We start from the raw sequence: 19,703 nt of genomic DNA on the forward strand, positions 1-19,703 counted from the left end.
TCGGCGCCCTGCGCCTTCTTGCCGAATTCGAGCAGCCGCTCGGTCATCTTGTCGCGGGTGAGGTTGCTGCCCTCGACCACCTCGAAGCCGACGTTCCGCAGCACGCTCGCCATCGACTTGGCGTCGATCGGCGGATTGGGAAGCGGCTGAACATTCTTGTAGGCGCCGTTGCCGACCACGAAGGCGACACGCCTGTCGGCCCTGGCGGCGTCAGCCGAAAACAACAGGCAAATGAGTGAAAGCAAAACGATAGCGTAGCGCATATGCGATCCCCCGGAATCGGAAACCTTCGGCGGCGACATCGCAGGAGTTTACACGAAAAAGCCATACTTTGCGCCAGGAAAATCCAGGCAGCTCCTAATTTTGGGCAATTGCTATCGCCAAGGCCTCAAGCTCCAGCGCGTGCCGGCTTCGGATCGGAGCTTCTGAGGTTCAACAGGTTTCCCGTCAGGATCAGGGCGGCGCCGAGCACGGTGAAGGCGTCCAATCGCTCCGAATAGATCAGCCAGCCCGCCGCGGCTGTCAGCGGAACCCGCAAAAAGTCCATCGGTATCACCACGGTCGCGTCGGCGTAAAGCATCGCGCGTGCCATGCAGTAGTGCGAGAATGTTCCGCAGAATGCGATCACCACCAGCCAGCCCCAGGCGTAGGCGGAGGGCCATTGCCAGACATGGAATGAGGGAAAAAACCCGGCGGCGCCCTGAATGACGATCATCCAGAAAATGATCTGCGGCGTCGATTCGGTTCGGGTCAGCGATTTCACCATCGCGACCGAGATGCCGAAGCCGACCGCGGCGCCCAGCGCGATCAACTGACCGGGATTGATCTCGGCGGCACCGGGACGGACGATGATGGCGACGCCGACAAGCCCCAGCACGATCGCCGACACCTTGGAGACGGTCATGCGTTCGCCGAGGAAACTTGCCGCCAGGATTGCCGTCCAGATCGGCATGGTGAATTCGATCGAGACCACCTGGCCCAGCGGAATCAGGGTCAACGCGAAAAACCAGCCAACCTGCGCGCAATAGTGGATGAGGTTACGTGCGATATGCTGGAGCGGCCGCGACGTCTTCATCGCCGCGAAGCCTCCGTTGATGTGAACCAGTGGATACAGCATGAAAAACCCGAGGATCGAACGCACCTCCATGATCTGAAAAACGTTCAGCTCGCGCGTCGTCTCGCGGCCGGCGACCGCCACGATCAGCATCAGCGTGAGCCAGCCCGCCATCCATAGCGCGGCTCTCGGTTTGGAAGGGGTTCGATCGGTCAAAAGGGGTCCCGGGCTTTGTGTTGCGGCGTTCGTATCAGCGACACCGCGCCGCTTTGCAACGGGCAAAACTGCTGATGCTGCGATGCATTTTGGAGATTCGGTGTGGGATCATTCAATCGATCAGTGTTAAAGACCGCTTTCCGGGCGCGCCGGAAATCAATTTGGGGAGTGTCTATGCACGTCTTGCAGCCGGCCGAATGGTCGAAACCTCGCGGCTTCTCCCATGGTGTCGTGGTGGAGGGCCCCGGCAAATGGATCGTGCTTGCCGGTCAGACCGGGGGCAATGAGGCGGGCGACTATCAAGACGATATGGCAGGGCAGGTCGGCACCGCGCTGAAACGCATCGTTAGGCTCCTGGGAGAAGCCGGCGCCGGGCCGGAGCACATCGTTCGCCTGACCTGGTATTTGACCAGCAAGAGCGAATACGAGGCCGCCGGCGCGGGTATCGGCGCAGCGTGGAAGCAGACCCTGGGCCGCAATTTTCCGCCGTCGACGTTGCTTTACATTTCCGGCCTGGTCGATGCGCGCGCGAAGGTCGAGATCGAAGTCACGGCCTTCGTGCCGGTGAAGTAGCTTCAAACAAATTGCAACAGGACACAGTACGGATGACCCAGCCCACGCAGCGCTCTACCTCGGCAGATTTCGTGACCGCCTTCGCCACGGGCTGGCCGGAAAACCAGCCCGATATCATGATACTTTCACTGACGACGAAAAAAGGCATGCAGGATTTCGCGCTCAACAAGGAGCAGGCGCTGCTAATCGCCAAAACCATGAAAGAAACGGCGGGACAACTGGGGAAGCCTCAACGCTAGCGCGTGATGAATTTAGGTCGACGCCGCTCCCTTTCACCTCTCCCCTGCGGGGGAGAGGTGATCTGAGCGTCGTGACGATTCGACTTAAAACCCTCATGCGCTAGCGGCGTCGGGTAGACGCCAAGCTCGAAGCTACGAGCGCGATAGCGAGATCGAGGCGCCCCGGAACTGGCTCTCCGCCCTGATCACCACGGACTGCTTGTTGCCCGTGGTCTTCAGCGAAATATTCGCCGTAAATCCCGGCGCGCTGGCGACGACCTGGAAATTGCCGTTGGCGCCGCGTCCCTCAAGGCTCCCGTTCACGCCCCGGCTGGACTCGCTCCATGTTCCGGAAAGCGATCCGCCGCTGGCGACGACATTGCTCGCCAGATTGAACCTGTAGCTGTCGCTGGCGCAGGTCAGGCTCTGGTTGAGACCACTGCCGTCGCGGCTCACGGCGTAGGTGGCGCGGCAGCGGATGCGTTCGGTCGATCCATCGTCGAGCGTGACGGTGCCGCCGCCGGACCATACGCCCGCCATCCCGGCGAACGGTCCTGACTGCGCGTGGCTTGCGGGAAGAGTTAGGAAAGCTGCGAACAGCGTTGCGGCCGCGACAATCAGCGACCGCACTGCACCACGCTTTGTTGAGGGGTGGGTCCTCTTATTGACGCGAGGCTTCCCATCGGCCGCTGCATGGAATCCCGCCAGACGCCCCATTCCACTTCCCCGATCCGCTGTTGCCGCTGAGCTGGCCGTTCGCATGAGCGCCGGAGATGGAGACGCGCACATTGCCTTCCCGTCCGACGCTGCCGGAAACGTCTGCACCGCCGGCAGAAACCTTACCATCGGTAACGGTCAGAGGATAGCGGGCCGAAGCCTCGCACGATCCCGTTTTGGTGACGATAGTCACGCTCCAAAGCCCGTCATACGGCGATTGGGCGAAAGCGGGAGCGGCGGTCACCGAAACCGCGGCGGCGAAAATCGAGCGAACAAAGATAGTACGGGTGCGGTCAAGGCGCATGGAATCGTATCCCCGATGTGTGTGATGGGTGCCTTGTCCCGGCACATTGTGTTCAAAGTTTGCTGCGGTGCGGCAATTCCGAATGTTCCATGACAATTAAGTGAAAATCGCAAGTTTAGTTCCCTAAATCCAGCCGGAATTCAACTTTATTTCACGATAAAGGTTACTCCTCGACCCGTAGGCGAGAGAATTACGCTGTCAGAGCGGGCGCACTAGTCGCGAATTGCTCGTCCTGCGGCCTTGCCGGCAGCGTCTGATGGATTTTGGCATAGTCGATCACCTCGGCGAGCAGTTTTTGGCCGAGCGGCGCCAGCGCGCGTTCCCACAGCTCGCGTGCGGTCTCGCCCTTCCTGACAAAACACCATTCCTGTGCGGCGATGGCGCCGGCGTCCATGCGGTCGGCAAGATGATAGACCGTGCCGCCGGCGATCGGATCGCCTTCATGGATCGTCCATTCCACCGCGGCAATGCCGCGGTGCCGCGGCAGCAGCGATGGATGGTAGCCGATGCCCCCGAGCTTCGCCGCCGCCAGCGCTCCGCTGCTGACGCGCGCGTGGCTGTGGGCGGTGACGATCAAATCGGTATTCTCGGCGATTTCGTCTGCTGCCACGAGCTTCGGATCGGCCTGCACCGTAACCTCGATGCCAGCGGCGCGCGCCGTGGCGGCAAGCCGGTCATCGGCGTCGGCGACCACCACCCTGACGATCTCCGCGCCGTGCTTTCGCAGCGTGTCGAACGTCGTCACGCCGAAATGGCGGGAGCCGACGAGGGTAATCCGCATGGTGGTTGTTCCGTCTTTGGGAGCGGGCAGGGCGAACTGGGTTCCGTCGGGCCAATCGAGCCGATTTTAACGACATCGTGTACTGGCGTCGATAACACGCGTCGGGCGCAAGTCACGCTTCACATAACGGCGCGCCGGGTTATCAACAGGACACAGCGGTATCCGCCCGAGCCGGCAGCGTCACGGGCAGGCCAGGCCAAGCCAAGCCGGGGCTTCAGCCGGTGCGCCCAGACTTCAGACACCCACGGATTCCGCCATTCAAAGTGGCGACAGCATGTCCAAGGGCGATATGTCGAAAGGCAAGATGAGCAAGACCAGGATGGCGAAAAAGAAATCGAAGAGGTCAGAGGAGAAAATGTGAGCATCGGCGGTTCGGTTAGCACGAACACCCCCGAACGCCTGCAAATTTATGATCTGCCACAATCTTACGGAGTAGCAAACGACACGGGTATCAGTGTACGGTTAGGAAGGCCAAATGGCCTGCTATTGTGTTTTGCGGATATCACGCAATGTCCCGGCGCAGCTTGGACGAGACCCTGTCATTTATTGCCGCGGTGGACCGGCGCCGGGTCGCCAGGTGCGGTGTCGGAAACGGTTCTTTCGGTCGTTCGGCCCTTTGGATTTTCCCAGGTGTTCGCCGGCATCATCCCATTGCCTGGGATGTCGATGCAGCAACAGGTAGCGAACGTTGTCCTGCATCACTGGCCCGAGCCGTGGAGTCAGCGCTATTTCTCGCAAGGATATTTGTTCGACGATCCGACCATTGAACGTGTGACGACATCCACGGAACCGTTCCTTTGGTCCGAGCTGGAAGAGTCCTACCGCGACCAGCCCTTCGCCAAGCGCATCATGGGCGAGGCCAAAGAATTCAAGCTCGGTTTCGGCTTCACTGTGCCCATGCTGACGCTCGATGGACAGTCGGCGGGCTTCTCGATTGCCAGCGACCGCGGCGAATTACCGCCGCACTTCCGCGGCCGGCTTCAATTGCTCGCGATGTATTCGTTCGGCCGCGCGCTCTCGCTGGCGGACAGGCCGCCGACGGTCAAGCTGACCCAGCGCGAGGCCGACGTGTTGCAATGGATTGCCGAAGGCAAGAGCGACTGGGAAATCAGCAAAATCCTGCACGTGTCCGAACACCTCGTCGACAAGATGGCCCGGCAAATCCGGGTTAAGTTCGGCGCGGCCAACCGGACCCAAGCAGTCGCCCAAGCGCTGCGGCATCGAATCATTCGATAAGGTCAAGGTACGGGAAACCGTACTATCCCCGGCAACATTCCGGCGGCAGCTTCTTTCCCGGAGGTTTGCCGGGAAGGACCGGATGATTCAGCTCGTGACGGCCGACAATATCCATTGTTATGCGGCAGCGATGGAACAGGCCTATCGCCTGCGTCACGCGAAGAACTATCCTCGGCTGGTATTGTAGATGACCAGCCGGGGCGGTACCCGGGCCATCGAAAGTTGTTGTTCGGCCTCCTTGAGCGCCAGCGATAGCAAAAACTGCAAGTGCTCTAATTTCATTTCGGTTGTTTGATCCAAAGCCTGTTCCAGCCGCTCGACCAGAATTTTTAGCTCTGCTTGGTGTACCATTGTTCTAATCCCGGGGCGGAAGCGATGCCAGAAAACTCAAGGCCGCGTTCGAGGACGGCTTCACGCCCGGACGTGCTAACGGTGCAGGGTCTTCGACTGACGAATATTTTTCGCCAGCTTGAGGACGCTCACGATCGAGAACAGGTGATTGCCTTGGCCGAGCGCCTGCTGGACTCGCAGAAGGCGAAGCCAAATTAGACGACTGACCATTGGTTAGTTGTTCTGCTCCAACGAAATTGAAGGGGGGCGGAAACACTGATTCTCTTCGGTCAAGCAGAGATTCCTGCGCGCGCGATAGGTCGTCGGCAAGCCGAATACCCTCGTTGAGCAAGGCCATCTTGAGCAGGTAGACGGTCGTACTGGATTCACCCGACCTAGCCAAGTCGATCGCGCGAATGATTGTGGCTACGAGGTCATCATCTTGTCCACCTTCGCTCGTTTTCGGATTGCCGCCAGATATCTCATGCGATCCAGCGTTCCGGAAGGACGGCCCTGAACAACGACGTATCGATATCGACCGTCTAGCGGATGCGAGACCAAGCATCTTAGTCATCGAAAAACTCCTCGCTATTGTGAAGAACTTTCGCCTCGATGCTGGCCGTCACCTATTACTCGGGTGGGGTATTGACAAATTAAGGATTGAGTGGGCACGCAATTTCCAAAATCACCGTAATAGATTTAGGCAGCGTCGTCGCTTGGGCGGTCTATGAACGATGGCTAGTGACAACGCCACGGTCATGCCCGTGCCCGCCTTGAATAGTTGTGCTCGAATACAGAGAGCGTAGTGCCACGGGCCCTGTTAATTCGCGCGAGGCACTCCTCGCTGACTTCAAACAACACCGACACGTGGGACTCTCCGTCAAACAACACGGGCAACCCTGTCGGGGTGAGCGAAAGTCCCGCTGCCTGCATGACCGGGATTCGCAACGTGCGGACGAGTGCGGTGAAGCCCGAAAGTCCCAACTCGAGACCCACCTCCGGGATGGCCGTTAGCAATTCCAGATATGGAGATGATTGACGTTTGGTCTGGCAGAGATGAAACCGGGTAAGTTCCAATACGTCGCGCCGGCGAAGTACTTCGCCGTCAACCGTGTGTGGAAATTTTTCGCTGAGCATATGCGGCAAGACGGTCGGATAAAGCCGAAAACAGCCGATCGCCTTGTCATAGTCATCAAGGGCCACAACGTATATGGCCTCCTCGTTATCATATTGATCTTTCTCGTAGATACCGTCCTGCTCGAACTCTAACCAACCTTTTTCCTTGACGAACACCGCGTGTCGGACTCGAAACAACTCGTCCATGGTGCGGGGGAAAAAGTGAAAGTTCGTCTTGTCGATCAATCGGATCATTCGAAGTCCCACGCATCTGCAATGCATGGCAGCTCTATTAGCGGTTGGGACGTCGCGCGATCCCCTAATTAGGTAATTGATTGATTCAAAAAACCTATATTTCAATCTCTCGTCGCCGCAAGGCTTCTGAAACAGCTTGGGCGCGCGTGTGAACCTCAAGCCTGAGCATTGCCGACGAGATTGTTTTGTTCACCGTATCGGAAGAGATGTGGAGAATTGCGCTAATATCCCACGTTGTCTTTCCTGCCGCGACCCATTCCATAACTTCGCGTTCGCGAGGCCTGAGCACCGGTCGAACACGAGGTTCGCAATTTTTGAGCTTTGTCAATTGATTGAAAGCGTAGATGGCGATCAGCTCTATCGCAGCGTTGGCTTCGTCCGAGTCGTCTAAATCTGGTCCAGCAAGAGACAAACCGGCTTCATATCCATTGAGGCCGAATATCGGCACCGCAAATCCCTTCTTCATGGAAAAATCGTCGCTAGCGATTTGCATAACGCGTTTCGAAGCCGCAGTTTCGATTTTTAGATCAGACCAGCGAAAGGACGCCGCCCTCGTTCTAAACGACGATGCGACAACATCGTGTTCAACGAATCTGCATTGATTATATTGAAGGTACCATTCACTAGGCCACGATATCAGCAATTCGCGTTGATCAAGCATCCGACGCCGAGGCGTCTGAGCGGATGCAAAACAATGATAGCGATATCCAAAAACCGAGATCGAAGAGGAAACGGCTGCATTGAGGCCGTCGGTCGTTTCTTCGTTCTGAAATCTTTGGATAGCGTCTAACGCTATTTGCAAATGTCTGCCTTTGGCAGAAGCCATCCTGTCCCCGCGCCGGCGAATTCCGTGGTTGCATCAGAAACTGCGCTGGACTGGAACTTATCGGAAATGATTGGGGAAATCCACCGCGGACATCGTCTCCCTAGCCGAATTTCGGCGGAGTAAAATAATAATAGGCTGGCTGCCTAATCCGCGCTCTCCTTGTCGAGAAGCCGCTCAGCTAAGGCAATCACCTCCCGCCGGTCGCGGGGATCGCGGATCCTGCGAAACACACTTGTCAGTCGAAGGCCCTCTTCAACAAGCCCAACTGATTCCGAGATCGGATTCTGGGACGGCTTCGATTTTTCTGACATCATTTTCTACTCGGATAGATGCGGCACCGCCCCGCGCAAAGTTTGAAGTTTTTGGCGATCAGTCGGAAGGCTCATTTTCGACGATGCGGTGACGAGCATTCGTTTTTAAAATTATTTTCGGGATTCCTAGAAATCGGAATTGACAATCAAGGAATGATTTCGCCGCAGCGGATTGCTTCAGCTACCGCTTGGGCACGCGAGTAAACATTGAGTTTTCGCATGGCTGAGGCGATGTGCTTGTTTACGGTGTCCTCCGCGATATTAAGGATGCCGCCGGTATCCCACGCCGTTTTGCCGGCAGCCGTCCAGCGGACTACTTCCCGTTCGCGCTCCGTCAGTATCCCGTGTTCTTTGGCGGCGGACTTAAGGCTCGCCAAGCGGCTAAAAGCATAGATTCCAATGAGCTGGAGGGCCGCATTTGCTTCCTTTGCGTCTTCCACATCGTATCCGGCAAACGAAAGTCCGGCCTGATAACCGCTCAAGCCGTGAATCGGAACGCAAAACCCGTGACGCATATGGTACTCACTCGATGAAATCGTCATTACGTCCTGCGCGAGCGGATCATCTAGCGGAATCGCCACATCCGCCCACCTGAACGCTTCCGTTCGAATTCTAATAGATGCGGCCACTGGGTCATGCGCATAGAAATTCGAGTTTTGATACCGCTCGAACCAACCTTCAGGCCAAATATTGAGCAGAATCCTCTCGCCGAACACTTGCTTCTGAACACCCGGAGCTGACAGGCAACAAAAAAACTGATAGCCGAACGGCGCAATAGCTCGTGCGAGTTGACTGGAAAGACCAGTTAAATCTTCAGCGCGATTAAATTGCTCGATGGCGTCGAGTGCTACTTGGAAATAACGTCCCTGGTGTGTCGCCATCTCCAAGCCCCTTGTCGGATCGGCATTAACAAATTTGCTCTAACGGGTCGCACCGTTGTTAATTACATTGGCCGGAGCATATTCGGCAACTTTCCGGATCAGAAATCAATGGCCGTGCTGCCATCGTGGCTGCAACGGAATTGGGTGGCCGACCCGCGTTACGGCGGGCCGTGGGGTCGTGACAGACTATCAAAAATCGAGCGCAGGTCCAGCCGCATCAAAGTAAGCAGGAACGGTGATATCTCGTGCTTTCCTTATGCGGTCGCTTAGCTTTGGGATCGGTTCTCGCAGCGCTGGCGAGTCCCGCTGCATGCCGGCTCGATGGGCGCGCTGGCCGTCTAGCCCAGCCAAGCCACAAATCGCCGTGCGACCTCAAACAAGCTGTCATCCATCACCATGGAACCATCGTGCCGGGGGAACGTTTTATCCCCTGATTCGAGAAACGATTTTGGTTGAGGGAGATGAAAATGATTTATCGCGCGACGGCCGCAGTGGTTGCGGGATTGCTGATTGCGGGAGCCGCAGCCGCGCAGACCGCGGCGCCGTCGGCTGCCAAGCCGGAGACCAGTTGCACCACGACGGGCGCCGCGACCTCCGGAAGCGGCGAAGAAAAAACCTCGAATTCCATGGCGATGGAAAAGAGCGCAGTGCTGCCCGACGCCGGCGGTCACGGGAGTTCAGCCGCGCCCACCGTGCAAAGCGCCGGCAAGCCGCTGGAGGTCCGTTCGGATTGCCCGCCGGATTCCAAGCCGAAAGGCTGACTGTTCGGGCATAACACTCGCTGACGATGCGCGGCGCCCGCCGGCGCCGCGCCGGCGCTGACGTGCATGACACTCCCGGCCGCTTTCGACGTGGCGCGTTGCGCGGCGGGGATAGCTGGACACCGCACGCTCCTCACGATCCAAGCGGATCGTCCTTCTTTGCATCGCGTGCGCGCAGATAATCCTCGGTGGTCATGACCGGCGGGCGCTGCGGCGCTGCATGCGGGTCGAAGCTCTCGTTCACCACGGCTTCGACACGGCAGTCCGCGCACATCTTGATGACATCGAGACGCCGGGCATTTGCGCCCTGGAACATCCAGTGCTTCTCGCCGAGTTTTGCCAGCACGCGGTCGATCGAGCTCTTGGTGCCGAACGGCTTGCCGCAGCCGATGCAATGGAAAGGCTCTTCTTCCTTCAGCACGCGCAACGGCGCGTTCCATGCCTGGAAATCCAGCCGCGGCTCGAGCGTGATGACATGCTCGGGACAGGTGGCTTCGCAAAGTCCGCATTGCACGCAGAGGCTTTCGGTAAAGCGCAGCATCGCGCGGTCGGGGTTGTCCGACAGCGCAGCCGTCGGGCAGGCGGTGACGCACGCATGGCACAGCGTACAGCCTTCGACGTTCAGGTTTACGCCGCCGAACGGGGCCCCGGGGGCCAGCGGAACGATATCGACGGGTGCGGGAGCAGCGAGGTGAAGCTCGCGGAACGTGGTCTCCAGCACGCTGCGTTTGGCGCCGCGCGGAACGAATCCGGCCGGCCTTTGCGTCGCGACGCCCGCCGGCGCTGCATCGAGCATGACGCGCAACTGGTCCGGATCGTCGGTCTCGATGATAGCTGCGAGGCCTTCGCCAAAGCCGAGCGCCGCAACAATCCTGCCGGACATTTCGACCGCGCGACGAAGCCCGGTCATGTCATGCCTCGGCTTGCCGCGCGTCAGCACCGCGACACCGGCACCGCCATAGGCAAAGACGGCGGCGATGGCTTCCGGCCCGAGCTGGGTCACTTCATTGACGCGAAGCGGCAGCACCCTTGCCGGCAGCCCCGCACCGAAGCGCGCCAGGGCGTCGATGATCGCGTCGCCGTGCTCGCCGTCATGGAACAACACCATGGCATCGCTGCCGCCCGCCATGCGATAGGTCTGCAGCAGGGTGCGCAACCGCCGCATCAGCGCATCCGCGCTCGGCAGCGAATAGGATGCGGCCCCGGTCGGACACACCGAAGCGCAGGAACCGCAGCCCGCGCATATATTGGCGTCGATCACGACCGCATTGCCGTTCGGGGTGATCGCGCCGGTCGGACACAGATCGAGACAGCGCGTGCATCCGGTGATGCCCGAGCGCGAATGGGCGCAGAGCGAGGCGTCAAAATCAATGAAGCGCGGCTTGTCGAAAGTGCCGACCAGATTGCCCGCGTCCGCGACCGCGCGTTCGACCGCGGCGCGGTCGCGCGGATCGGCACGCAGATATCCCGGACGCAGCTCATGGGCGGGAAACAACGGCGTGCCGCCGCTGAGATCGATAATCAGATCGCAGGTCGAGGTCGCACCATCGCGCGCGGGTCCAAACACCAGTTTTGCGCGCGAGGAGGGCAGCGGCAGCGCATAGTCGTCGATGGCAAGTTCAAACGCGCCAAGGTGTCCGCGGGCGTTGCGGATCGTGCCTTTCAGAACGGGAAACTCGTTGCTGCGCCGCGGCGTCACGTCGCCGGGCTTTGTCAGCAGCACGGTGATGTCGAGGCGGTCCGCGAGACGCTGCGCCGCCTCAATGGCGACTTCATCGCGGCCATAGATCAGCGCGACGCCTTCGCTCTCCAGCGTCACCATTGAAATCGGCGGCATGTCTTCGCCCGCGGCGGCAATCAACGCCGCGGCTTTCGGGCCGGCTGCGGCGGCTTCGTTCGACCAGCCGCCGGTCTCGCGGATATTGACAAAGCTGAGTTGCGCCTGCGGGAAACTCTCCGCCACCTCTTTGAACAGCGGAGCTTCCTGGGTACAGGCGACGGTGATCGGCACGCCCTCGGCAAGCGCCGCCTTGAACCGCTCGAGTTCCAGGCCGCAGAGCTGGTTGGCCTGGGTGGGCGTCACGGCACAGCCGCGGCCGATCGCCCGCGCATCGAGCGGCATGGTCTTCTCGCAGCTGCAAATCAAGAGATGCGACTTTGCCGCGCTCATTGTGAACTACCCTGAACCGGCGCGCCGACCGCGCGGTTGCTCCGTCCTATGGTTCGCGGTACCTGCTAAGCTGGAAATCCGCAAGGTCAAGGTCCGTTCGCCTCATCACCTTGCCGGGAACAGCATACGCTGCCGCATTGCAAAGCAAGGATGAGCCGTTCGATGACGCCGCGTGTTTCGGACCTGGAGCAGACCCTCGATCTGCCCCCCGGCTACAATCTGGTGGGCCTGCGCGAAGTCGGCGACGCCTTCGCGCATGGCTGCGAGATCGCGGCGGAAGCGGGTGCCGGGACATTGGTCTGGGTGCGGCGCTATGACCTCGTCGAGTTCGCCGTGGTGCTGGAACCGGACGAGCCGCTGCGCTCGGCGCGCCGCGCGTTCTTTGCCGGCATGAACGCGGTGGGCGACGCGATAGCAGCCCATTGCCCGCCGGAGCGCGAGGTGAGTTTCCGCTGGCCCGACACGATCGAGTTCGACGGCGGGTTGCTCGGCGGCGCGCGGCTCGGCTGGCCGAAGGATTGCGCCGAGGATGAGATACCGGCGTGGCTGGTGTTCGGCGTCATCCTGCGGGCGGCCGACATGGCGCACATTGAAGAAGTGCAGGCCGCCGCCGGCGTTTCGCTGTTGGGCGAAGGGTTTGAGATGATCGATGTCGAAGCGATCATCGGCAGTTTCGCCCGCCATCTGATGACCGCGTTCGACCGTTGGAACGAGCGGGGTTTTGACGCGATCGGAATGGATTATCTGGCGCGGCTTGCCCGGCGCAAGGAAGGTGAGCGCCGTAGTATCGACCTCAACGGCGATCTCCTGGTCAAGCCGCCGGCCGGCGGCGGACGGCCCGAGCGAACCGGGCTTGTGGATGCGCTCGCCCAAGCGGCGTGGTATGATCCGCGCGAGCGCGGTCCGAAATTCGGATGAGGCGCAGATGTTGAAATTGCCGCGCACCATCAGGCTCGATCCGTCGGACACCTTCGTGTTCGAGCGGGCGGCGGAGCCCGGCGAATGGGCGGTTTCCGGGGCATTCGTGTTCTGGAACCGGGATCTGGCCAACCTCAGCCAGAAGCAGCGCGTGGCGCTGCGTTCGGGCTTTCTTGGCATCGCGAGTCTCGGCTGGTCGACGTTGGCGATCGTCACCGAGGCGAGCGAAACGGACCGGCAAGCCATGGTCGAGCGTCTCGCCGGCCAGTTGCTGGAGAGATTTGGCGCACCCGACCTTGCGGCCGCACGGCTTGCGGCCGAACAAGAGGTCGCATTCGCGGCCTCGATATGCGACCCCTCGCCACAAACTTTGCTTGCCGTGCAGCGCAGCGTCGACAACGGCGAAATCCGCGAGCGTTTCCGCACCCTCAAGCCGCGCGAAGCCGGTGGGCGTGCCGATCCATTGCACGCGCATGCCCGCGCCTTTACCTTTCACGAGGTCGAAGGCGACACCGAGCCCGCCGAGGAGGTCGATCTTCTCGGACTGATCAAGACCGACCGCATGACCAGGGATCGCAGATGAGAGAATTCTGGGTCGCCTCGGGCCACCACCTTACGCGCCGTGCCGATCATGGCGGGCTGGTGGCGACGCCTGAATTGATCATGGCCTATCTGGCGCGGCCCGAATTGATGCCGCCGCCTGACGCCTGCGCGGCCGAACGCGATCTGCATGCAAGCTTGCTGGCAAACCCGCTCCGTCCGGTTTCAAAAGCCGACATTGCCGCGCTCTCCGACGCCGACGCGCGTGAGAACTGGACCTTCATGATGGCCTTCCGCGACCGGCTGGTCGCCGCCCCCTCGCTCGAGGCCGTGTACGTCAATCTCGCCCGCAACGGCGCCGGCGATCTGCCGCCGATCTTCCTGTCGCAGCTATGCCACTTGATCCTGCGTAACGCGCTGGAGGGTTGCGACGATCCCTACACATTGCGCGCCGCCGAGCTGTTCTATCGCAGCCAGCTAGCGACCGTCCATGACGGCGCATTATTGCTGGCCGACGCGGAAGTCGTCGAGGCGCAGCAGCACGCGCAACACGACATGCATTCCTCGCCGCTGATGGCCATGCTGCAGCCGACCGCGTTCGGCGAGATGGATGTGATGGACGATGAAAACGCCTGGACCTACTGGTCGCGTTCGGATGCGCATGCCATGGTCATGAATATCGGCGGCAATCCGAAGGCGCGCGCCGGGCTGTGCCGGGTGATCGAGCGATGGGTCGGCCATTTGCTGGGCGTTGTCGTGCACGTAGAGACGGTTGCTTCGATTGAAGATCGCGACTGGCGCTGGTTCGTCGGCCTCGACAGCGAGGGAACCAAAATCGGCAACGCGTTGTGGAACGGCGCCGCGCTGGAGGCCGCCGAGCGCATCGTCGCTTTGATGCGTCTGAACATCGAGGACACCCGGCAGGTCGACGAACGCGTCGGTAGCAGACCGGTCTATCTCATCCTGGCGATGGGCGCGGACAAGGTGGTGCGCTTGAAGCCGCAAAATCTTCTGGTGGGGCTGCCGCTCGCATCCGCCGCGAATGTGGCATGATCGGCCGAACGGAGGATTGACCATGGCAATGACCGAGTCATCCCGCGAAGTCGGTGTGATTCTGCGCCGCCGTTCGATCGACAATCCATGGATCGACCACATGTGGTCGCCGCTGATGGTTCTCGATGCCGTGCCGGCGACCGCGCCGTGGACGGAGCTGTCCAGGGAAACCGATGCCACGATTTATTACGCGGGTTCGGCGAGCATCGATCTGTTCAGCTCGGACACCGCGAATTATCGCGACAATCTCGCCGAGGGCGAACCTCGCATCTGGGTGGCGCTGCGGCGCCAGGATGGCGGCGCCGAACTCGAGCTGACGAAAGTCACCGCCGATCCGACCGAAGGCGAGGCGATGTTCGAGAGCGGGTGCGATGTGATCGGTACCGTTCCGATGTCGCCCGACATCGCGTCGTGGATCGCCGCCTTTGTCGATGAATTCCACGTCGAGCGCTCATTCCATAAACGCAAGCGGGATCGCACCAGCGAGGACCGCAAGCGGGAGGCAAGCGAAGGTCCAACCGATCGACGGAAGGGCGGCGCATGAGCGACGACGACAAGGGCTTTTTGTCGCGCTGGTCGCAGCGCAAGCAGGAGGCGAAGCAGCCGGAGCGCGACGCGCCGGCCGCCGAAGCCGATGCTGCGGCCGGACCCGTTGCCGAAAACGCAGCCGAGCCGGAGTTCGATCTCTCCAGCCTGCCGAAGCTGGAGGACCTGACCGGAACCAGCGACATCACTGTGTTTCTGCGCAGGGGCGTTCCCGAGCATCTGCGCAATGCGGCGTTGAGCAAGTCCTGGGCGCTGGATCCCGCGATCCGCAATTACGTCAATCCGGCGCTCGACTACGCCTATGACTGGAACACGCCAGGCGGCGTACCCGGTAGCAGTGAAATCGGGGCCGGCGTGGACATCGCGCGGATGGTTTCGCAGATCATGGGCGGCGGCGAATCGGTGACCGAGCCGGCGGGTTCGGCGACTGATCGCGGAGACGCGCCTGATTCCGATCCAATGTGTTCCGCTTACAATAGTGCACCGCAAAAAACAGAGCCGGATTTGCCGGCGCCGGCCGTGAGACTAAGTAGCGAAGCGCAAAAACCCTCGAATAATGAAGAGGCCACGCCCAAGAAAGCCCGCCCGGAGCAGGACTCCGATGAGAGCGGGGCTGCCGCACCGCAGCAAACAGTGCGACGCCATGGCTCAGCAAAACCGGTGGTTTAGACAAAAGTTTGTGCAGCCATAGGCACCGGCTATGTTACAGATTTACCTCTGGAATAATTCCAGTTCTAAAGTGTATGCCCGAATAAGAGGCACCGTGGGGAGAAGTCGGTCGCACCATGCGTGACGCCGGTCTGGAACAGGCAATCAAGGCAGTAGGTGGGGTGGCGTCGCTGGCGCGAGCGCTCGGCATTGCGCAGCCTTCGGTCTCGGCGTGGTCGCGTATTCCCGCAGAGCGCGTTCTCGCCGTCGAGTCGCTGACGCGCGTGCACCGTTTCATTCTTCGCCCCGATCTCTACGGGCCAGCCGAGGATCAGGTGTCAGCGAAATCCGAAGTCGACGAGATCGATCAGCTGCGCGCCGCGGAATACGGCTTGTTATCGCTGCTGCTCGGCAAAGCGCCCGACACCGATACGCTGTCGCGCGTTGCAGGATTGAAGGGCGATGCGTCCGATCTCGGCATGGCGCATGTCGAACTTGCGGCGGCTGCGGCAGCGTTCGACGATCGCGCCGTCAGCAAGGAGTTCTTCGATCTGTTCATTGGGCTCGGCCGCGGCGAGCTGCTTCCCTATGGGTCCTATTACCTCACCGGCTTTCTGCATGAGCGCCCGCTGGCGCGCGTCCGCGAAGATTTGGATCGGCTCGGCATCGAACGCGCAGGCCCGTCGCGGGAGCCGGAAGATCACGTCGCGATCCTGCTTGAAGTCATGGCCGGCCTCGCGCGCAACGACTTCGAAGCCGGCTTCGACGAACAACAGCAGTTCTTCGAGCGGCATCTCAAGCCGTGGGCCGCGCGCATGTTCGCCGATCTTGAGATGTCGCAGGCGGCCAACTTCTACCGCGCCGTCGGCCGTGTCGGCCGTGTGTTTATGGAACTGGAATCCGAAGCCTTCACGCTGTCCGAGTGACGCAAGGCATCGAAGTTTGACGTGAGACGGAACGAGACTTGGAGGAGATCGCAATGAGCAAGCCATCCAACGGCAAGGCGCCCGCAACCGACAGCAAGAAGGCGGCAAGCGTGGACCGGCGCCGCTTCTTCTTGATGGGCGGATCGGCGGTCGCAGCAGTTGCGACGGCGCCGCTGGCGAGCGGCGAGGCCGTGGCGGACGACGAGTCGCGGGCCGAGCGCGTCAAGGCCCGCTACAAGGAAACCGATCACGTCAAGAACTACTATCGCGTCAACCGCTATTGATGGGACCTAAGCACATGTTGATGAAGCGAAGAGATGGATCCGCGAGCAGGGCGCGTTTGCAGGGTGTCGCCGCCGGTCTCGCCTCAGGAGTCCTCGACCGCCGTACCTTCCTGCGCCGCTCGGGTCTTGCCGCGGGCGCAGGGGCAGCACTGGGTTTGATGCCGCTCGGTTCGGTGCGCAAGGCGCAGGCCGGCCCGAAAGCCGTCGGCGCGCCGACGGAAATCAAGAAGAACATCTGCACGCACTGCTCGGTCGGCTGCACCGTGATCGCCGAAGTCCAGAACGGCGTCTGGGTCGGTCAGGAGCCGGCATGGGACAGCCCGCTCAATCGCGGCTCGCACTGCGCCAAGGGCGCGTCGGTGCGCGAGCTCGTGCATGGCGACCGCCGCCTGAAATATCCGATGAAGCTGGTCAACGGGGAATGGCAGAAGATCGGCTGGGACCAGGCCATTAACGAAATCGGCGACAAGATGCTCGAGATCCGCGCCAAGTCCGGCGCCGACTCGGTCTATCTGCTCGGCTCCGCGAAATTCTCCAATGAAGGCGGCTATCTGTTCCGTAAATTCGCGGCGTTCTGGGGCACCAACTCGATCGACCACCAGGCGCGCATCTGCCACTCCACCACGGTCGCGGGTGTTGCGAACACCTGGGGCTACGGCGCCATGACCAACTCCTACAACGACATCCGCAACTCGAAGACCATCGTCTTCATGGGCTCGAACGCCGCCGAAGCGCATCCGGTGTCGCTGCAGCACATCCTGACCGGCAAGGAAATCAACCGCGCCAACGTGTTCGTGCTCGACCCGCGCTTCACCCGCACCGCTGCGCACGCCACCGAATATGTCCGGTTCCGCTCCGGCACCGACATCGCGATCATCTGGGGCATGCTGCACCACATCTTCAACAATGGCTGGGAAGACAAGCAGTTCATCGCGCAACGCGTCTACGGCATGGATCAGATCCGCGCCGAAGTCGCCAAGTGGACGCCGGAAGAAGTCGAGCGTGTGTCGGGCATTCCCGGCGATCAATTGAAGAAGGTCGCCGAGACCTTTGCCAAACAGAAGCCCTCGACCTTCATCTGGTGCATGGGCGGCACCCAGCACACCGTCGGCACCGCCAACGTCCGGGCCTACTGCAACCTGTTGCTGGCCACCGGCAATGTCGGCGTGTTCGGCGGCGGCGCCAACATCTTCCGCGGCCACTGCAACGTGCAGGGCGCGACCGACATCGGTCTCGATATCACCTCGCTGCCGCTCTATTACGGCCTGGTCGAGGGCGCATGGAAGCACTGGGCGCGGGTCTGGGAGGTCGAATACGATTACCTGCAAGCGCGTTTCGACGAAGTGCCGGCGAAGTCGGGCCGTCCGGCCCGCACCCGCAAGCAGAACATGGAGCTGCCGGGCATCCCGTGGACCCGATGGTTCGACGCGACGCTCGCCAATCCTGACGACGTCGATCAGCGCGACGTTGTAAAGGGCGTGGTCATCATGGGCCACGGCGGCAACACCATCCCGCGCATGACCGAAATGGTGAAGGGTCTCGAGAAGCTGGAACTTCTGGTCGTTGCCGATCCGCATCCGACCACATTCGCCGCGATCTCCGACCGCAAGAACGGCACCTATCTGCTGCCGGCCTGCACCCAGTTCGAAACATCGGGCTCGCGCACGGCGTCGAACCGTTCGCTGCAGTGGGGCGAACAGATCGTCAAGCCGATCTTCGAATCCAAGGACGATTACGAGATCATCTACCGGCTTTCGGAGAAGCTCGGTTTCGCCGATGCGATGTTCAAGAACATCAAGGTGGAGAACAAGCATCCGTCGTCCGAAGACCTCTTAAGGGAAATCAACCGCGGCGGCTTCTCGACGGGCTATTCCGGCCAGTCGCCGGAGCGCCTGAAGGCGCACATGAAGAACCAGGGCAAGTTCGACCTGGTGACGCTGCGCGCCAAGGCCGACGAACCCGAAATCGGCGGCGACTATTACGGGCTGCCGTGGCCGTGCTGGGGGACGCCGCAGATCAGGCATCCGGGCACCCATACGCTCTACAACACCAACCTGCATGCCAAGGACGGCGGCGGCACGTTCCGCGCACGCTTCGGCGTGGTGTATGAGGAGAAGCAGCCGGACGGTTCGGTGAAGAACGTCAACCTTCTTGCCGAAGGCTCCTACAGCAAGGGCTCGGAACTGACCGACGGTTATCCCGAATTCACCTATGGCGTGCTCAAGAAGCTCGGCTGGGACAAGGATCTCACTGAAGCCGAACTTGCCACCATCAACAAGATCGGCGGCAACAATCCGGACGGTGTCGGCTGGGCGGTCGATCTGTCGGGCGGCATCATCCGCGTCACGCTGGAGCATGGCGTGATGGCCTACGGCAACGGCAAGGCCCGCGCGGTGGCGTGGAATCTGCCGGATCCCGTGCCGGTGCATCGCGAGCCGATCTACACGCCGCGTCCCGATCTGGTCGCCAAATATCCGACGCGTCCGGACGGCCGCCAGTTCCGCATGGCCAATCTCGGCTTCTCGATCCAGAAGGCGGCGGTGGACAAGGGCATTGCCAAGCAATTCCCGATCATCCTCACCTCCGGACGTCTCGTCGAATACGAAGGCGGCGGCGAGGAAACCCGGTCCAACCGCTGGCTGGCCGAACTGCAGCAGGACATGTTCGTCGAGGTCAACACGTCAGATGCGGCCGAGCGCGGCATCAAGGACGGCGGCTGGGTTTGGGTGCTCGGCCCGGAAAACGGCTCGAAGGCGAAGGTAAAGGCGCTGGTCACGGACCGTGTCGGCAAGGGCGTGGCATTCATGCCGTTCCATTTCTCCGGCTGGTTCCAGGGCGTCGATCAGCGCAGCAAATATCCGAAGGGCGCCGATCCGATCGTGCTCGGTGAAAGCGTGAATACGCTGACGTCCTACGGCTACGATCCGGTCACCGGCATGCACGAGGGCAAGGCGACCCTGTGCCAGATTCAAGCGGCGTGAGGGGAGAATAGATCATGGCTCGCGTCAAATTTCTTTGTGATGCCGACCGTTGCATCGA

At 61.0% G+C, this 19,703-nt stretch carries 22 protein-coding genes; 12 read left to right on the forward strand and 10 right to left on the reverse strand.

The annotated features are described in order from the left end of the window. Both VGP39_RS11795 and VGP39_RS11800 read right to left on the reverse strand, forming a co-directional pair. The coding region (locus VGP39_RS11795; RefSeq protein ID WP_327568287.1) for a caspase family protein at positions 1-263 on the reverse strand (263 nt) is incomplete at its 3' end. A 125-nt stretch (positions 264-388) separates the two neighbouring features. After that, a complete protein-coding gene (locus VGP39_RS11800) occupies positions 389-1,228 on the reverse strand; it encodes a DMT family transporter (protein ID WP_327568308.1) in 840 nt (279 codons plus the stop codon). Positions 1,229-1,444: 216 nt separating this feature from the next. On the opposite strand from VGP39_RS11800, the gene VGP39_RS11805 reads away from it, so the two are divergent. Both VGP39_RS11805 and VGP39_RS11810 read left to right on the forward strand, forming a co-directional pair. Then, positions 1,445-1,843: a RidA family protein gene (locus VGP39_RS11805; protein WP_327568288.1), complete on the forward strand. Its 399-nt coding sequence runs from the start codon at positions 1,445-1,447 to the stop codon at positions 1,841-1,843. A gap of 32 nt (positions 1,844-1,875) precedes the next feature. Then, complete coding sequence (locus VGP39_RS11810; protein WP_327568289.1) at positions 1,876-2,082, forward strand: hypothetical protein; 207 nt, start codon at positions 1,876-1,878, stop codon at positions 2,080-2,082. Positions 2,083-2,214: 132 nt separating this feature from the next. On the opposite strand, the gene VGP39_RS11815 is transcribed toward VGP39_RS11810, so the two are convergent. The 3 genes from VGP39_RS11815 to VGP39_RS11825 all read right to left on the reverse strand — a co-directional run bounded on the left by VGP39_RS11815 (position 2,215) and on the right by VGP39_RS11825 (position 3,863). After that, positions 2,215-2,778 (reverse strand): hypothetical protein, encoded by a 564-nt coding sequence (locus VGP39_RS11815; RefSeq protein ID WP_327568290.1) that lies wholly within the window; start codon positions 2,776-2,778, stop codon positions 2,215-2,217. Beyond that, positions 2,723-3,082 (reverse strand): hypothetical protein, encoded by a 360-nt coding sequence (locus VGP39_RS11820; RefSeq protein ID WP_327568291.1) that lies wholly within the window; start codon positions 3,080-3,082, stop codon positions 2,723-2,725. The genes VGP39_RS11815 and VGP39_RS11820 overlap by 56 nt, the downstream gene beginning before the upstream one ends. A 190-nt stretch (positions 3,083-3,272) precedes the next feature. Then, the gene (locus VGP39_RS11825) at positions 3,273-3,863 is read right to left on the reverse strand and encodes a formyltransferase family protein (protein ID WP_327568292.1); all 591 of its coding nucleotides are present in this window, start codon (positions 3,861-3,863) and stop codon (positions 3,273-3,275) included. A 630-nt stretch (positions 3,864-4,493) separates the two neighbouring features. On the opposite strand from VGP39_RS11825, the gene VGP39_RS11830 reads away from it, so the two are divergent. Then, positions 4,494-5,099, forward strand: coding sequence for a LuxR family transcriptional regulator (locus VGP39_RS11830; RefSeq protein ID WP_327568293.1), 606 nt, complete (start codon positions 4,494-4,496; stop codon positions 5,097-5,099). Positions 5,100-5,264: 165 nt separating this feature from the next. On the opposite strand, the gene VGP39_RS11835 is transcribed toward VGP39_RS11830, so the two are convergent. The 4 genes from VGP39_RS11835 to VGP39_RS11850 all read right to left on the reverse strand — a co-directional run bounded on the left by VGP39_RS11835 (position 5,265) and on the right by VGP39_RS11850 (position 8,818). Next, positions 5,265-5,450, reverse strand: coding sequence for a hypothetical protein (locus VGP39_RS11835; RefSeq protein ID WP_327568294.1), 186 nt, complete (start codon positions 5,448-5,450; stop codon positions 5,265-5,267). Positions 5,451-6,185: 735 nt separating this feature from the next. Continuing rightward, a complete protein-coding gene (locus tag VGP39_RS11840; RefSeq protein ID WP_327568295.1) occupies positions 6,186-6,800 on the reverse strand; it encodes an acyl-homoserine-lactone synthase in 615 nt (204 codons plus the stop codon). 94 nt (positions 6,801-6,894) lie between these two features. After that, positions 6,895-7,626: a helix-turn-helix transcriptional regulator gene (locus VGP39_RS11845; RefSeq protein WP_327568296.1), complete on the reverse strand. Its 732-nt coding sequence runs from the start codon at positions 7,624-7,626 to the stop codon at positions 6,895-6,897. Positions 7,627-8,083: 457 nt separating this feature from the next. Further along, a complete protein-coding gene (locus VGP39_RS11850) occupies positions 8,084-8,818 on the reverse strand; it encodes a LuxR family transcriptional regulator (protein WP_327568297.1) in 735 nt (244 codons plus the stop codon). A gap of 467 nt (positions 8,819-9,285) precedes the next feature. Here VGP39_RS11850 and VGP39_RS11855 point away from each other — a divergent pair, with 467 nt between their 5' ends. Beyond that, on the forward strand, positions 9,286-9,579 hold the full coding sequence (locus VGP39_RS11855; RefSeq protein ID WP_327568298.1) for a hypothetical protein: 294 nt from the start codon (positions 9,286-9,288) through the stop codon (positions 9,577-9,579). A 133-nt stretch (positions 9,580-9,712) separates the two neighbouring features. Here VGP39_RS11855 and VGP39_RS11860 read toward each other — a convergent pair whose 3' ends face one another. Beyond that, entirely contained in the window at positions 9,713-11,749 is a 2,037-nt protein-coding gene (locus tag VGP39_RS11860; protein ID WP_327568299.1) for a 4Fe-4S binding protein, read from the reverse strand. Positions 11,750-11,911: 162 nt separating this feature from the next. On the opposite strand from VGP39_RS11860, the gene VGP39_RS11865 reads away from it, so the two are divergent. The 8 genes from VGP39_RS11865 (at position 11,912) to VGP39_RS11900 (ending at position 19,645) form a co-directional block, all read left to right on the forward strand. Then, on the forward strand, positions 11,912-12,667 hold the full coding sequence (locus tag VGP39_RS11865; RefSeq protein WP_327568300.1) for a biotin/lipoate--protein ligase family protein: 756 nt from the start codon (positions 11,912-11,914) through the stop codon (positions 12,665-12,667). 7 nt (positions 12,668-12,674) lie between these two features. Then, complete coding sequence (locus VGP39_RS11870) at positions 12,675-13,250, forward strand: DUF6505 family protein (RefSeq protein WP_327568301.1); 576 nt, start codon at positions 12,675-12,677, stop codon at positions 13,248-13,250. Further along, the gene (locus VGP39_RS11875) at positions 13,247-14,260 is read left to right on the forward strand and encodes a DUF6352 family protein (protein ID WP_327568302.1); all 1,014 of its coding nucleotides are present in this window, start codon (positions 13,247-13,249) and stop codon (positions 14,258-14,260) included. The genes VGP39_RS11870 and VGP39_RS11875 overlap by 4 nt, the downstream gene beginning before the upstream one ends. 22 nt (positions 14,261-14,282) lie before the next feature. Then, a complete protein-coding gene (locus tag VGP39_RS11880; RefSeq protein ID WP_327568303.1) occupies positions 14,283-14,804 on the forward strand; it encodes a DUF3305 domain-containing protein in 522 nt (173 codons plus the stop codon). Continuing rightward, on the forward strand, positions 14,801-15,475 hold the full coding sequence (locus tag VGP39_RS11885) for a DUF3306 domain-containing protein (RefSeq protein ID WP_327568304.1): 675 nt from the start codon (positions 14,801-14,803) through the stop codon (positions 15,473-15,475). Before VGP39_RS11880 ends, VGP39_RS11885 begins: the two co-directional genes overlap by 4 nt. A gap of 116 nt (positions 15,476-15,591) precedes the next feature. Continuing rightward, positions 15,592-16,380, forward strand: coding sequence for a Cro/CI family transcriptional regulator (locus VGP39_RS11890; protein ID WP_327568305.1), 789 nt, complete (start codon positions 15,592-15,594; stop codon positions 16,378-16,380). A gap of 53 nt (positions 16,381-16,433) precedes the next feature. Beyond that, entirely contained in the window at positions 16,434-16,664 is a 231-nt protein-coding gene (locus tag VGP39_RS11895; RefSeq protein ID WP_327568306.1) for a hypothetical protein, read from the forward strand. A gap of 14 nt (positions 16,665-16,678) precedes the next feature. Next, positions 16,679-19,645: a formate dehydrogenase subunit alpha gene (locus VGP39_RS11900; protein WP_327568307.1), complete on the forward strand. Its 2,967-nt coding sequence runs from the start codon at positions 16,679-16,681 to the stop codon at positions 19,643-19,645. Positions 19,646-19,703: the final 58 nt, after the last annotated feature.

Origin of the sequence: Bradyrhizobium sp. (genome assembly GCF_036009065.1) — a bacterium.
Lineage (GTDB): Bacteria > Pseudomonadota > Alphaproteobacteria > Rhizobiales > Xanthobacteraceae > Bradyrhizobium.

What these genes read in the sequence shown, in the direction of transcription:
- VGP39_RS11800 (WP_327568308.1), bottom strand. Translation starts at nt 1,228, where the DNA reads ATGGCGGGCTGGCTCACGCTGATGCTGATCGTGGCGGTCGCCGGCCGC.
- VGP39_RS11805 (WP_327568288.1), top strand. Translation starts at nt 1,445, where the DNA reads ATGCACGTCTTGCAGCCGGCCGAATGGTCGAAACCTCGCGGCTTCTCC.
- VGP39_RS11810 (WP_327568289.1), top strand. Translation starts at nt 1,876, where the DNA reads ATGACCCAGCCCACGCAGCGCTCTACCTCGGCAGATTTCGTGACCGCC.
- VGP39_RS11815 (WP_327568290.1), bottom strand. Translation starts at nt 2,778, where the DNA reads ATGGGGCGTCTGGCGGGATTCCATGCAGCGGCCGATGGGAAGCCTCGC.
- VGP39_RS11820 (WP_327568291.1), bottom strand. Translation starts at nt 3,082, where the DNA reads ATGCGCCTTGACCGCACCCGTACTATCTTTGTTCGCTCGATTTTCGCC.
- VGP39_RS11825 (WP_327568292.1), bottom strand. Translation starts at nt 3,863, where the DNA reads ATGCGGATTACCCTCGTCGGCTCCCGCCATTTCGGCGTGACGACGTTC.
- VGP39_RS11835 (WP_327568294.1), bottom strand. Translation starts at nt 5,450, where the DNA reads ATGGTACACCAAGCAGAGCTAAAAATTCTGGTCGAGCGGCTGGAACAG.
- VGP39_RS11840 (WP_327568295.1), bottom strand. Translation starts at nt 6,800, where the DNA reads ATGATCCGATTGATCGACAAGACGAACTTTCACTTTTTCCCCCGCACC.
- VGP39_RS11845 (WP_327568296.1), bottom strand. Translation starts at nt 7,626, where the DNA reads ATGGCTTCTGCCAAAGGCAGACATTTGCAAATAGCGTTAGACGCTATC.
- VGP39_RS11850 (WP_327568297.1), bottom strand. Translation starts at nt 8,818, where the DNA reads ATGGCGACACACCAGGGACGTTATTTCCAAGTAGCACTCGACGCCATC.
- VGP39_RS11855 (WP_327568298.1), top strand. Translation starts at nt 9,286, where the DNA reads ATGATTTATCGCGCGACGGCCGCAGTGGTTGCGGGATTGCTGATTGCG.
- VGP39_RS11860 (WP_327568299.1), bottom strand. Translation starts at nt 11,749, where the DNA reads ATGAGCGCGGCAAAGTCGCATCTCTTGATTTGCAGCTGCGAGAAGACC.
- VGP39_RS11865 (WP_327568300.1), top strand. Translation starts at nt 11,912, where the DNA reads ATGACGCCGCGTGTTTCGGACCTGGAGCAGACCCTCGATCTGCCCCCC.
- VGP39_RS11870 (WP_327568301.1), top strand. Translation starts at nt 12,675, where the DNA reads ATGTTGAAATTGCCGCGCACCATCAGGCTCGATCCGTCGGACACCTTC.
- VGP39_RS11875 (WP_327568302.1), top strand. Translation starts at nt 13,247, where the DNA reads ATGAGAGAATTCTGGGTCGCCTCGGGCCACCACCTTACGCGCCGTGCC.
- VGP39_RS11880 (WP_327568303.1), top strand. Translation starts at nt 14,283, where the DNA reads ATGGCAATGACCGAGTCATCCCGCGAAGTCGGTGTGATTCTGCGCCGC.
- VGP39_RS11885 (WP_327568304.1), top strand. Translation starts at nt 14,801, where the DNA reads ATGAGCGACGACGACAAGGGCTTTTTGTCGCGCTGGTCGCAGCGCAAG.
- VGP39_RS11890 (WP_327568305.1), top strand. Translation starts at nt 15,592, where the DNA reads ATGCGTGACGCCGGTCTGGAACAGGCAATCAAGGCAGTAGGTGGGGTG.
- VGP39_RS11895 (WP_327568306.1), top strand. Translation starts at nt 16,434, where the DNA reads ATGAGCAAGCCATCCAACGGCAAGGCGCCCGCAACCGACAGCAAGAAG.
- VGP39_RS11900 (WP_327568307.1), top strand. Translation starts at nt 16,679, where the DNA reads ATGTTGATGAAGCGAAGAGATGGATCCGCGAGCAGGGCGCGTTTGCAG.